8 protein-coding genes are annotated in these 13,253 nt (G+C 72.2%); 1 reads left to right on the top strand and 7 read right to left on the bottom strand.

The genetic code is table 11. The features are described 5' to 3' along the window. Window positions 1-62 precede the first annotated feature (62 nt). Window positions 63-1,283 carry a helix-turn-helix domain-containing protein gene (locus tag OHT51_RS17105; RefSeq protein ID WP_328879821.1) on the top strand — a complete coding sequence of 407 codons (1,221 nt, stop codon included), beginning with the start codon at window positions 63-65 and terminating at the stop codon, window positions 1,281-1,283. A gap of 77 nt (window positions 1,284-1,360) precedes the next feature. On the opposite strand, the gene sucD is transcribed toward OHT51_RS17105, so the two are convergent. The 7 genes from sucD to OHT51_RS17140 form a co-directional block, all read right to left on the bottom strand. After that, window positions 1,361-2,245, bottom strand: coding sequence for a succinate--CoA ligase subunit alpha (gene sucD / locus OHT51_RS17110; protein ID WP_328879822.1), 885 nt, complete (start codon window positions 2,243-2,245; stop codon window positions 1,361-1,363). A 27-nt stretch (window positions 2,246-2,272) separates the two neighbouring features. Further along, window positions 2,273-3,451, bottom strand: coding sequence for an ADP-forming succinate--CoA ligase subunit beta (gene sucC / locus OHT51_RS17115; RefSeq protein WP_328879823.1), 1,179 nt, complete (start codon window positions 3,449-3,451; stop codon window positions 2,273-2,275). A gap of 468 nt (window positions 3,452-3,919) precedes the next feature. Further along, window positions 3,920-6,067 (bottom strand): hypothetical protein, encoded by a 2,148-nt coding sequence (locus OHT51_RS17120; RefSeq protein WP_328879824.1) that lies wholly within the window; start codon window positions 6,065-6,067, stop codon window positions 3,920-3,922. Window positions 6,068-6,328: 261 nt separating this feature from the next. Next, a complete protein-coding gene (locus OHT51_RS17125; protein WP_328879825.1) occupies window positions 6,329-7,582 on the bottom strand; it encodes a hypothetical protein in 1,254 nt (417 codons plus the stop codon). Between the two features lie 334 nt (window positions 7,583-7,916). Beyond that, window positions 7,917-9,080, bottom strand: a complete 1,164-nt coding sequence (locus OHT51_RS17130; protein ID WP_328879826.1) for a VWA domain-containing protein — start codon at window positions 9,078-9,080, stop codon at window positions 7,917-7,919. 148 nt (window positions 9,081-9,228) lie between these two features. Beyond that, the gene (locus OHT51_RS17135; RefSeq protein WP_328879827.1) at window positions 9,229-11,793 is read right to left on the bottom strand and encodes a DUF5682 family protein; all 2,565 of its coding nucleotides are present in this window, start codon (window positions 11,791-11,793) and stop codon (window positions 9,229-9,231) included. Window positions 11,794-12,088: 295 nt separating this feature from the next. Beyond that, window positions 12,089-13,219, bottom strand: a complete 1,131-nt coding sequence (locus OHT51_RS17140) for an ATP-binding protein (protein WP_328879828.1) — start codon at window positions 13,217-13,219, stop codon at window positions 12,089-12,091. Window positions 13,220-13,253 lie beyond the last annotated feature (34 nt).

Consider the following 13,253-nt stretch of genomic DNA (forward strand, 5'->3'; position numbering starts at 1 on the left):
GCGAACTTCCGAAGTGTCGCTCAATATACGTTTATGTACTTTTTCGCACGAAGGGGCGTACTGTGACGCAGAGCCCCGTTCCCCCGCTTCCCCCGCCCAAGGAACGCCGACGCCTGCGCGAGGCCGCTTCATTGACGCAGGCTCAGGTCGCGGCACGGGTCGGCGTCAGCCGCGAGACAGTACGCGATTGGGAGAACGGCCGTACGACACCACGCGGCCGGAGGAGGGAGGCGTACGCGCACCTGCTCGTCTCGCTCGCGGAGCAGACGGCACAGATGACAGCGGAGATCACGGCAGAGAGCACGGCGGAGATCACGGCGAAGAAGTCACCGGAAGAGACAGAGCCTCAGGAAGCAACGGGAGGGCGCGACATGACGGTAGGTCAGGGTGCCCGCGAGCGCGCCGAGACAGCCGTACGGACTGTCGGACCGGCAGCCGTCCCCGTCGAGGATCCGGCACCGCCCCCCGAAGCCCGGCCCGAACGCCCCCTCTCCCCCGCCCAGGCCTTCGACGCGCTCTACGCCTTCTGCGCCCCGGCCCTCGTACGGCAGACCTACCTGCTCACCGGGCGCCGCGAACTCGCGCGCGAGTCGGTCGAGCGGGCCTTCGAACTCGCCTGGCAGCGCTGGCCCGAGGTGGCCTGCGACCCGGACCCGGCGGGCTGGGTGCGGGCGACGGCGTACGACTTCGCGCTCTCCCCCTGGCACCGGTTCCGCCCGCGCTACCGGCACCCCGAGCCCCCGCCGTCGGACGCATCCGACCGCGCCTTGCTGAACGTGCTCCTCGAACTCACCCCGCCCCAGCGCCGCGCGCTGCTCCTGTACGACGGTGTCGGCCTCGACCTGCCCGAGACGGCGGCGGAGACGGAGGCGACCACACCGGCGACCGCGAACCGTCTCCTCAACGCCCGCGCCGCGGTGGCCGCCCGCCTCCCGGACCTGTCCGACCCCACCGAGCTCCACCACCGCCTGGTCGAACTCGCCTCCACGGAGCGTCTGCGCGCGGCCAAACCGGCGGTGGTACGCGACGGCAGCGAACGCCGGGCCCGCTTCTGGACCCGTGCGGCGATCGCGTTCACCGTGGCCCTCATCGGCACGACGGCCCTGACCCTGCGCACCGCCCCGACCCAGTACGAGCCGCCGGTGCCGCCCGGGGAGACAGTGCTCGGCGTACCGCCGAGGGTGGCGCCGGGTCCGCTGTCGGAGAAGGAGCAGAAGCTGCGCGCGAAGCTCAGGGCGAAGATGCAGCACGGCCCGGAGAGGCTCGCACCGCAGCCGCAGTGAGCTGCCGAAAACGCAGGTGGGCCCGCCCCCACGCAGGGGACGGGCCCACCGGATGATGCGCTGGGCGCCTGTGAAGGTCAGCCGCCGAGGATCTCGCGAGCCAGCTTCGCCGTCTCGGTCGGCGTCTTGCCGACCTTGACGCCCGCGGCCTCCAGGGCCTCCTTCTTCGCCTGCGCCGTACCGGACGAACCGGAGACGATCGCGCCGGCGTGACCCATGGTCTTGCCCTCGGGGGCGGTGAAGCCCGCGACGTAGCCGACGACCGGCTTGGTGACGTTCTTCGCGATGAAGTCCGCGGCCCGCTCCTCGGCGTCGCCGCCGATCTCGCCGATCATGACGATCAGGTCGGTGTCGGCGTCGGCCTCGAACGCGGCGAGCGCGTCGATGTGCGTGGTGCCGATGATCGGGTCGCCACCGATGCCGACGGCGGTCGAGAAGCCGATGTCACGCAGCTCGTACATCATCTGGTACGTCAGCGTGCCGGACTTCGAGACCAGGCCGATACGGCCCGGCTTGGTGATGTCGCCCGGGATGATGCCGACGTTCGACTGACCCGGAGTGATGATGCCGGGGCAGTTCGGGCCGATGATCCGGGTCTTGTTGCCCTTCTTGCCGGCGTACGCCCAGAAGGACGCCGAGTCGTGCACGGCGATGCCCTCGGTGATGACGACGGCCAGCGGGATCTCGGCGTCGATGGCCTCGACTACGGCGTCCTTGGTGAACTTCTCCGGCACGAAGATGACGGAGACGTTGGCGCCGGTCTTCTCGATGGCCTCCTTGACGGTCCCGAAGACGGGTACCTCGGTGCCGTCGAAGTCCACGGTCTGACCCGCCTTGCGCGGGTTCACGCCGCCCACGACCTCGGTGCCGTCACCGAGCATGAGCTTGGTGTGCTTCATGCCCGTGGCGCCGGTCATGCCCTGGACGATGACCTTGCTGTCCTTGTTGAGCCAGATAGCCATGGTGTGTTGTGTCCTCGTCCTGAGTGCTTACTTGGCGGCGTGAGCCAGTTCGGCGGCCTTGTCGGCCGCGCCGTCCATGGTGTCGACGCGCTGCACCAGCGGGTGGTTGGCGTCGGTGAGGATCTGCCGGCCGAGCTCGGCGTTGTTGCCGTCGAGGCGGACGACGAGCGGCTTCGAGACGTTCTCGCCGCGGTCCTCGAGGAGCTGCAGGGCCTGGACGATGCCGTTGGCGACCTCGTCACAGGCGGTGATGCCACCGAAGACGTTGACGAAGACGGACTTGACGTCCGGGTCGCCGAGGATGATCTCCAGACCGTTGGCCATGACCTGGGCGGAGGCGCCACCGCCGATGTCCAGGAAGTTGGCCGGCTTGACGTTGCCGTGCTTCTCACCGGCGTACGCGACGACGTCCAGGGTGCTCATGACGAGACCCGCGCCGTTGCCGATGATGCCGACCTCACCGTCGAGCTTGACGTAGTTGAGGTTCTTCTCCTTGGCGGCGGCCTCGAGCGGGTTGGCCGCGTCCTTGTCGTGCAGCTCGTCCCAGTCGTGACGGAACTCGGCGTTCTCGTCGAGCGACACCTTGCCGTCCAGGGCGATGACGTCACCGGAGGCGACCTTCGCAAGCGGGTTGACCTCGACGAGGAGGGCGTCCGACTTGATGAAGGTGTCCCACAGCGTGATCAGGACGTTGACGACCTTGTCCGCGACCTCGGCCGGGAACTTGGCAGCCTCGACGATCTCGCGGGCCTTGGCCTCGTCCACGCCGTCGATGGCGTCGATGGCGATCTTGGCGACGGCCTCCGGGCGGGTGGCCGCCACCTCCTCGATCTCCATGCCGCCCTCGACGGAGGCGATGGAGAGGAAGGTGCGGTTGGCACGGTCGAGGAGGAAGGAGACGTAGTACTCCTCCAGGATCTCCGGGGCCGTCTCGGCGATCATCACCTTGTGGACCGTGTGGCCCTTGATGTCCATGCCGAGGATGTCCGTCGCGCGGGCGACGGCCTCGTCCGCGGTGGCGGCGAGCTTCACGCCACCGGCCTTGCCGCGGCCGCCGACCTTCACCTGGGCCTTGACGACGGACTTGCCACCGAGCCGCTCGGTGGCTGCGCGGGCCGCCTCAGGCGTGTCGATGACTTCACCGGCCAGCACCGGTACATCGTGCTTGGCGAAGAGGTCCCTCGCCTGGTACTCGAACAGGTCCACGCGCTTCCGTCCCTATCAGTGATCTCGCGGTTCGTTGGATGCGTGGGCGTGCCGCGAAGGGCAACGTGACGTCCGCTGTCACAAGGGAGGCGCACACGGTGTCCGAGCGCGCGGCATGTCCGTCTCGCAGGTTATCTCTGCTTGAAGGAGGCCCCTAAATCGAGGGTCACACCTGAGCGGTGATACCTGTCACATGATGCCGCGATCAGCGGGGATCACTGGCACGGCGTGCCGACTGTGAGGCACTCGGAAGGCGAGACGGAAGGACCTCACCGGGTTGGGGTTGACCCGGTGAGGTCCCTTGAACCGCCCGTAGGGGCACGAATGGGCCGCCCCGGTGGGCTCTGGCCGGGTGATCCCCACCCCAATGGGGATCACCCGGCCCGTCCGCGGGGTTCCGGTCGGTACAGCCGACGGCTTTCGGCCGTCCTGGTCGTCTGCCCCGCGGAGTCGGTGGAGAGCGGTGCGTCAGATGCGGGACGCACCGCCCTGGGGGAGGTCGTGCCGGACCTCGTTCCGCAGATCGCGCTGGAGGTCCTGCGCGTAGTCCGGCGTGACCGACCGGCCGACCTGCTGCACACCGGCCGCGGCGTTGCCGGCCAGCGGGCCCGCCGAGTCGCGGACCGTGCCGGTCAGGTCCTCGGCGAAGGGCGCGGCCTGCCCGGCGACGCCGTGCACGAAGGGGCCGACCTCGCCGACGACACCGCCGGCGAAGGGGTGGACGTCGCCGGCCACGCCGTATGCCAGCGTCGTGGCGCTGCCGCCGACGCCCCGCACGACCGGCCGGGCGGTGTCCACGACGGTGTCGACGACGGGCCGCACGGCACCGGTGACGCCGTACGCGAACGGCGGCACCTCCTCCGTGACGCCCTCGGCGAGGGGCAGGGCCTGCCCGGCCACCACCCCGTGCACGAGCGGGTCGACCTCGCCGACGACACCGCCCGCGAACGGCCGGACATCGCCGACCACGCCGTAGGCCAGCCCGCCCGCATCCGCTACGGCCTGCCCGGCGACCGGCACGACGCCATGCACGGCGGTGCCGGCGGCGGGCGACAGGACGGCACCGGTGACGTCCGCGGTGACCTGGCCGACGAGACCGGTGGCGTACGCGGGTACGTCCGTGGCGGCACCCCACACGACCGGCTGCGCGTCGGCGACGGCGCCGGAGGCGATGGGCCGGACGTCGCCGACCGTGCCGTGGGCGAGGTGCTGGACGTCGCCGAGCACGCCGTGGGCCGTCGGCTGCACGCCCTGGACGACCCCGCCGACGACCGGCCGGGCCCCCTGCACGGCATCGGCGGCGACCGGCTGGACGCCCGCGACGGCCTGCCCGGCCACGGGCTGCACGTCGGCGACGACGCCGTACGCCAGCGCGGTCGCGGCGTCGACGGTGTGCCCGGCGGTCCGGTTGACCCCGGCCACGGCGCCGTGGGCGACGGGGACGACGCCGTCCACGGCCTGCCCGACGACCGGCCGCACGCCGGTCACCGCGCCGCCGGCCACCGACTGGACGCTGTCGACGGCGTTCGTGGCGACCGGAGTCACCCCGGCCGCGGTGCGGGTGGCGGTGGGGACGGCGCCGGAGATGGCGTGCTCGGCGGTCGGGACGACGCCTTCGGCCGCCTGGCCGGCGACGGGCAGCACACCGTTCACGGCCTGCGTCGCGATCGGCGGGACGACCGCGTAGGCGGTCTGGTTGACGACCGGGGTGACCGTGCCGGGGACGGCACTGACCGTGCCGACGACCCGTTGCTCGACGCCGCCGACCGTGCCGTCGACCGTCCCGGTGACGTGGCTCGGAACAGCGGCGACGGAGGCCTCGACTGCGCCCATGACGGCGGTGGCCCGGCCGGTGGCGGTGGCCTGCGCGGCCGTTGCCGTCCCCGTGGCCCTGCCCTGGACTTCGGCTGCGGCGGCCCGGGCGACGTCTCGCGCGCCCGCCCCTGTGCGGCCCGCGCCCTGCAGCTTCGTCTGGGTGGCGGCGAGCACCTGCTCCAGCTCGGGGGCGAAGGCGGCGAGGGGGCCGAAGAGGTAGTCGATCGTGCCGGGGGCGCCGGGGGTGCCGGGGAGCTGCGGGGTGTCCGCGGGTGCGTTCCTGAGGTCGGTGACGGCAGCGGCGGCGGTCGCGGAGACATTGGCCTCGGCCTGCGCGGCGGCCCGTACTGCCGCCTTGTCCGCGCGGGCGGCCTTGGCGCCCTGGATGACGTCGGTGGCGGTCCTTGCCTTGGCCTTCGTGGCGTTGGTGGCGGTGGTGGCGGTGGTGGCGGTGCCCCTGGTGGCCTTCTCTGCGCCGCCCGTGGTCGCGGGCGCGGTCCTGGCGGTTTCACCGACCGCGCTGGTCGCGCCGCGGGTGGCGTTGGTGGCGCTGGTGACGGTGGTGGTCACGTCGGAGACGACGCCGTCGACGGTGCCGGTGACCGCGCTGAGCAGCCCGGGGGCGTCGGCGCTGTCGGCGGCCTCAGCCGCGTCGGTCGCGTCGGTCGCGTCGGTGGTCGTGTCCGGTACGGAGAGAGTGGAGGCGTGCAGCTCGTCCGCGCTGGCGGCGGCCGAACCGAGCGCCCACGCGCCGGTGACACCGGCGGCTATGACGATCGAACGGCGAATGTTCTTGTTCATACGTACGTCGGATCCCTAGATCTTGGGCTCCGAAGGCCCCGGAGGATCGGAGATCCAAGGAACTCCGGGACTTCGGACGGAATGGGGACATAGCGGCACCGGCTCCGGTCGCAGTCCGGGGAGTTCCGGAGAGTTGCGAACCAGCGGTACCGGGTACGGCTCCGGCGGCTTCCGTCCGGGAAGGTCCAGCGATGTCCCGATGTCCAGAGGGACATCGGAGAATTGCAGGGGGTCTCCGGACGGACGGGCCGGGCTACTGCCCTAAGCGGGGGAAACCGGAATGTCCCGGTGCCTGTCCTGGATCTCGTCCGCCTCGACGCGGGCGGCGGCGCCGGGCACCAACCGCAGCGGCGCCCGCCCGTTCAGCGAGACGGCGTGCGCGTCTCCGTGCCGCGACGAGTTGTTGTCCCCCGCCGAACGGTTCCCCAGGACACCACCCGGGTGATCGACCGGCGCCTGAGTAACGGGGGCATAACGGGAAGGCGCGGTCGTGCGTGCACCACCGCTGGACACCGAGGAGTGGGCCGCGGCGACATCAGCGACGAACTGGGGGCCGTAGTCGACGACCACGCCCTTGCCGGTGTCCTTGCCGGTACGCCGCGCATCACCCCGCCCGTCAACGGACCCGGGCACCTCCGCGACTGGGTGGGGCGTCTCGGCGCCGGGCGCGGGCAACGTCTGCCCGGGCACGGCGGGAAAACCGGGGAGCCCCGGGGCGTCGGGGAGGCCGGGAAGGCAGGCGCCGGGAAGCTCTGGACGCGGGAATTCAGGGAACTCCAGTCCCGGCCGGCTGGGCCAACTCGGCCACGCCGACGACTCGGGCGCCGTCGGCAGAGCGGGCAGTGCCGGGAGCGACGCCAACGGCGGCACTTTCGCCTGCGCCACGCCCTGGATGACACGCTCGGCCACGGGAGGGAGGACCTGGTCGTCGGCGGGGCGCGGGATGGCGGGGGTGGCGTGGCCGGTGTTGGCCTGGCCGGCACTGACCTGGCCGCGAACCTGGCCGGCACTGCCCTGGCCGTGGGGAGCATGGCCGGGGGGTATCTGGGCGCCGGGAGTTGGCGCATTGGGAGCGGGGGCACCGTGAGCCGGAGCCGGAGTCTGGGGCCCCGGGCCACTGGCAGTCGGGGGCTGGGCAGTCGGGGAGAACGGCGAAGGCGCCGGGAGCTGTGGACCCGCCGGAGGCTCCTGCGTTGCCGGGTCGGCCACGGCGCGCGCTCCCGCCTCCGCCAGGTCGCTCACCAACCGCCCGACCGCGCCCCTCGTCGACGTCCGGATCCGCTCACCCTCGGGCGACTGAGCCGTAGCCCCGACGACGGCGGAGGGTGCCGAGCCAGAGGACGACGACGTGGCCGTCCCGACCGACACCCCCTCGGCCGCATACGCCCGCTCTCCGCAGACGAGCCCGACCGCGAGGACGCCGCCCACCAGCAGGACCAGCTGCAGCGCACGCCACCCAGCCGCACCGCGCAGGACACGCAGAGCGGCACCGGGCAACATGGCCGGCCAAGTCAAGACGGGGAGTCCTCCCGTGCGGTGGAACGAAGTACGCGTGATGAGCAGCGAGTCGCTGCGACGCGGTACGGACGAGCGGAGCGCGGCGCACCGCTGAACAGGCGTCCGATACTCGCACGGCCCTCCCGATGGTGCGCAAGCCCTCCGCTACCGATGCACCTCATGTCCCTTTTGCTGGCCCAAGTCGGGCGTCACCAGGTCGACAAATCGTCAGCCATTCCGGGCTATTCGACCCACTCGGCCGCTTCCCGGCCCCTTCTCGTGGCCTCCCCTAGGCCCTCCCCTCGCCCTCTTGGCCCCTCCTCTCGTCCCCTCGCCCCCCTTCCCGTCCCCCTCACACCGTGTCCGGCACCGGTATCGGCCGCTTCTCGATGGCCGCCGCCATCACCTCCGGGAACAGGTCGGGCGTGCAGGCGAAGGCCGGTGCGCCCAGTGCGGCGAGCGCGGCTGCGTGCTCCCGGTCGTACGCCGGCGCCCCCTCGTCCGACAGCGCCAGCAGCGCCACGAACTGCACCCCCGACGCCTTCATCGCGGCGACCCGCTTGAGCATCTCGTCCCGGATACCGCCCTCATAGAGGTCGCTGATCAGCACGACCACCGTCTCCGCGGGCCGGGTGATCTGCGACTGGCAGTACGCGAGCGCCCGGTTGATGTCCGTGCCGCCACCGAGCTGCGTGCCGAACAGGACGTCGACGGGGTCGTCGAGCTGGTCGGTGAGGTCGACGACGGAGGTGTCGAAGACGACGAGCCGCGTGTTGATGGACCGCATGGACGCCAGGACGGCCCCGAACACCGACGCGTACACCACCGACGCCGCCATCGACCCCGACTGGTCGATGCAGAGAACGACCTCCTTCTTCACGGACTGCGACGCCCGCCCGTACCCGATGAGCCGCTCCGGCACGATCGTCCGGTACTCCGGGAGGTAGTGCTTGAGGTTGGCCGCGATCGTGCGGTTCCAGTCGATGTCGTGGTGGCGCGGCCGGTTGATACGGGCACTGCGGTCGAGAGCCCCGGTGAGAGTGGCCCGCGTGCGGGTGGCGAGCCGCTTCTCCAGGTCCTCGACGACCTTGCGCACGACAGCCCGTGCCGTCTCCTTCGTGGTCTCCGGCATCGCCCTGTTGAGCGAGAGCAGCGTGCCCACGAGGTGCACGTCGGCCTCCACCGCCTCCAGCATCTCCGGCTCCAGCAGCAGCGTGGACAGCCCGAGCCGGTCGATGGCGTCCCGCTGCATGACCTGCACGACGGAGGAGGGGAAGTACGTCCGGATGTCCCCGAGCCACCGCGCCACGGACGGCGCCGACGCCCCGAGCCCCGCCGAACGGTCCTTCCCGGCCTGCGACTTGTCCCCCTTGCCGTAGAGAGCAGTGAGCGCCCCGTCCATCGCCGCGTCCTTCCCGGAGAGCGCGCACCCGGTGCCGTCGGCGTTGTCCCCGCCCAGCACCATCCGCCACCGCCGCAGCCGCTCTCGGGCCGGATCCATCGCCTCGGTCGTCATCGGCATGCTCCTTCACGAGGCCGCTCCCACAGCGGCATCACCGGCACGGTCGTGGTCGTCCGCCGACCTTGCGCCACGTACCCGCGCGAGGGTCCGCCGGCCCGCACCACTCCGGTGCACTCCCTCGGCTCCGTCACTCCGCCAGTCGTCATCCCGTAGCCCCCACCAGCCTGTTCGCGCCGACGTCGCTCTCGGCGTCCTCTTCCACCCGGTCCAACCCCAGCAGCAACCGCACCACCGGCACCACGGAATCCGCTCGCTCGACATCGAGCTCGGCGCCGAAGCCGGGTATGCCGGATCCGCCGGCCTCCCTGCTCCCCCGTTGCCCCGGACCACGACGGACCAACTCGCCCAAGGTCCGCCGCACCCCGGCCTCATAAGCCGAGAACGTCCGCCTGAGCAGCGGCAACACATCCGTGAACGCCTCCGCCGACACGCCCGTCAGCCACGCATCGACCAGCCCGAGCAGCCGCTCGTCGTGCACCAGCAGCATTCCGCCGCCGGAACCACCGCCGACGAACCCCTCGATCCACGCAGCCGCGTCCCCCGGCAGCGTCCCCGGCGACAAGGCAAGCCCCATCAGCCGGGCCGCCTCCTCCTGCACCAACTCCCCGTCGTCCAGGAGCAACCGCACGGCACGCCCCCTGATGACGCCGGGCACGGTGTCCCGCACGGACAGCACCCGAAGCACCCCGTGCCAACGGTTGCGCAGGTCGCCGTGTCCGAGCGCGGTCGAGTCGCCCGGAGCAGTACCGGGCCCTTCCGCGCCGTCCTCGCCCTCGCCCCGCGTCGACGCCACTGCGTCGCCCAGCAACCCCAACGCCCCATGCACCGCGTCCACATGGCGCCGCATCTCCTCGGCGGCGTCCGCGTCCAGCGCGGCACAGGCCGGGGGCAGTCCGACGAAGATGCGTTCGGCGAGCCCCGCGGCGACCTCTGTGAGCGCCCTGGTGTCCGTGCCCCGCACATCGCCGTACCGCAGGGACCGCACCAGCGCGGGCAGCGCCTGGGCGAGATGGCCGACGTCGGCGTCGAGAGCCGCCCGGTCGGCCAAGATCCGCATCACCGCAGGCAGCGCGTCCGACAGTTCGGCCAGCAGACAGCGCTCGGCGAGTGCGGTGACATCGGCGAGCCCCCGTGCGGCTACGGCATCCGCCTCCGCCTTGGCGGTGGCCGCCGCGAACACGGTGGTCCCCCACACCCCGGCTTCCGCGATCCGCACGGACAGCTCGGGCTCCCACCGCAGCCGCCACGTCTCCCGGAACGTCCCCGTACTCCCCCGCGACGCGACCGGCTCACCCCACTCCACGCCGAGCAGCCGCAGCCGGTGCAGCAGCCTGCTGCGCTCGGCGTCGTTCTCCTTGCGCAGGTCGAGCTCCAACTCCCGTTCCAGCGCCTCAGGTTTGAGCCGCAGCCGGCGCTGGCTCCGGTCGAGGTCCCGCTGCAACGGCACCGTCGGCGCCGACCGCGGCACCTCCCCTAGCACGTCCCCCACGACCAGCCGATCGTGCACCAACGCGAGCGGCACGTCCGAGCCCTCGCACATCACCGCCCGCACCGCGTCGGTCATCTCTCCCAGCCCCGGCAACGGGCGTCCGCGCATCGCCGCCAGCGTCTCCGCCAGCCGCACGGCCTCGATGACGTGCGCCGAGGACACGATTTGGTCCTCGTCCCGCAGCAGCCCGGCCACCTTGGTCATCCACCGCTCGACCGGCCGGTCCGGTGCGCCGAAGAGGTGCCCGTACCACCCCGGCGAGTCGATCCCCGCCCCGTACCCACTGGCCCGGGCCAGCCGCCGGTTCGTCCACGGCACCCAGGTCATGTCGGCCTTGACCTTGGGCAGCCCCTTCAACAGCGCCTTGTCGGCGGCCACGGTGCTCTTCTGCCGCAGCGCGGGCACATGCCACGCCCCGCACACCACGGCCACGTCATCCGCGAACTCCCGCTGTGCGCCCCGCACTTGAAGCCGCATGTACGCCTCCCGCACGAGATCCCGCTCATGCCCCCCGCTCCCGTACGCCTCCCGCAACGCCCCCATGGCCTCTTCGAGCCCGAGAAACGGCGCGAACGCGTCCCCGTCTCCCAGCCCCCGGTGCTCGACGACGTCCTCCCACCACCGCTCGGGATCGTCGTAACCAGCGGCATCGGCGAGTACGGCCAGGGGGTCGACCCGGACGTCTGCGCCGGGGCCGGGGCCGTCGGAGCCAGGGTCAGCGGCGAGACCGGGGCCGCTCCCGTCGGTCCGCTCCCCGTCAGGTTCATCGGCTCCCCGGTCGGCCGCGGCCGGCCCCGCGTCCTTGTCAGCGGGCGCCGGCCCCCCGTCCTCATCAACGGACGCCGACTCCTCACCCCTCTCCCACGCCAACGTGTGCGTGGCCGGCAAGTCAATGAAGCGAGCCGGAACCCCGTGCTCCAAGGCCCAGCGGATGGCCACCCACTCCGGGGAGAACTCAGCCATCGGCCAGAAGGCCGAGCGGCCGGGCTCGTCCACGGCGTGGGCAAGGAGGGCGACCGGCGGTCGCATGTCCTCGTCACCGGCGAGCGCGATCAGGGCATCGGCCTCCGGTGGCCCTTCGATCAGCACGACCCGAGGCTGCGCCGCGTCCAATGCCGCCCGCACCGTCCGCGCCGACCCGGGCCCGTGATGGCGTACGCCGAGCAGCAGCGGCCCGACACCCCGCCTCTCGCCGCCGGACCTGTCCACGCCAGTCACACCGTCCCCCTCGGTCCCCAACTGTCCGACACTGCCGCCGCCCACACGGCCGCGTACGCCGACCGCACCTCCGCGCCCAGCTCCCGACGCATCTCGTCACCCCTCACAGGAACCTCCCCCGCTCGCCCACGGCCGCCGGACGACGCCGCCGACCGCACCCGCCCCGCCCCACCCGCCGGACCACGACCTGACGCCACCCCGACCACCCCCGACCATCCCGACCCCTAATCCGCCGCCACGGAGCCACCCGACTTCGACCCGCCGCCCGGGCGGCCCCACCCAAGGTCGTCCTCGTTCACACGCTCACCTCCCGGCACGCCCGGTAGAAGTCCGTCCAGCCGTCCCGCTCACGCACGACCGCCTCCAGGTACTCCTGCCAGACGACCCGGTCGGCCGCCGGATCGCGGACCACGGCGCCGAGGATGCCCGCGGCGACGTCGCCGGAGCGCAGCACCCCGTCGCCGAAGTGGGCAGCCAGGGCGAGGCCGTTGGTGACGACGGAGATCGCCTCGGCCGTCGACAGCGTGCCGCTCGGCGACTTCAGCTTCGTGCGGCCGTCGGCGGTCATCCCGTCGCGCAGCTCGCGGAAGACGGTCACGACGCGGCGGATCTCGTCGATGCCGTCGGGCGCGGCCGGCAGATCGAGGGAGCGGCCGATCTGGTCGACGCGCCGGGAGACGATGTCCACCTCGGCCTCGACGCTCTCCGGCAGCGGCAGCACGACCGTGTTGAAGCGGCGGCGCAGGGCGCTGGAGAGGTCGTTGACCCCGCGGTCGCGGTCGTTGGCCGTGGCGATGAGGTTGAAGCCGCGGACCGCCTGCACCTCCTGCCCCAACTCCGGTATCGGCAGCGTCTTCTCCGACAGGATCGTGATCAGCGTGTCCTGCACATCAGCCGGAATACGGGTCAGCTCCTCGACCCGCGCGGTCATCCCCTCCGCCATCGCCCGCATGACGGGGCTGGGCACCAGGGCGTCACGGCTCGGCCCGTGTGCGAGCAGCTGCGCGTAGTTCCAGCCGTACCGGATCGCCTCCTCCGGCGTGCCCGCCGTGCCCTGCACCAGCAGCGTCGAGTCGCCGCTGACCGCCGCGGCGAGGTGCTCGGAGACCCACGTCTTCGCGGTGCCGGGCACGCCGAGCAGGAGCAGGGCACGATCCGTGGCGAGCGTGGTGACGGCAACCTCGACGATGCGGCGCGGGCCCACGTACTTCGGTGTGATCACGGTGCCGTCCGGCAGCGTGCCGCCGAGCAGGTACGTGGCCACCGCCCACGGCGACAGTTTCCAGCGGGTCGGGCGCGGGCGGTCATCCTGCTCGGCGAGCGCGGCGAGTTCATGGGCGAAGGCGTTCTCGGCGTGCGGTCGCAACACGTCGGCCGCTTCCGTCTCCCCCGCTTCGACGGATTTCGGTTCTACGGAAACAGACATGGCAAAGTCCCCCTCCAGCTCGGCCGGTTCAGCC

It is taken from the genome of Streptomyces sp. NBC_00299 (assembly GCF_036173045.1).
GTDB lineage: Bacteria > Actinomycetota > Actinomycetes > Streptomycetales > Streptomycetaceae > Streptomyces > Streptomyces machairae.

Excerpts from the sequence above, each read along its gene's own strand:
- sucD (WP_328879822.1), bottom strand. The coding sequence starts at position 2,245 with ATGGCTATCTGGCTCAACAAGGACAGCAAGGTCATCGTCCAGGGCATG.
- OHT51_RS17120 (WP_328879824.1), bottom strand. The coding sequence starts at position 6,067 with ATGAACAAGAACATTCGCCGTTCGATCGTCATAGCCGCCGGTGTCACC.
- OHT51_RS17130 (WP_328879826.1), bottom strand. The coding sequence starts at position 9,080 with ATGACGACCGAGGCGATGGATCCGGCCCGAGAGCGGCTGCGGCGGTGG.
- OHT51_RS17140 (WP_328879828.1), bottom strand. The coding sequence starts at position 13,219 with ATGTCTGTTTCCGTAGAACCGAAATCCGTCGAAGCGGGGGAGACGGAA.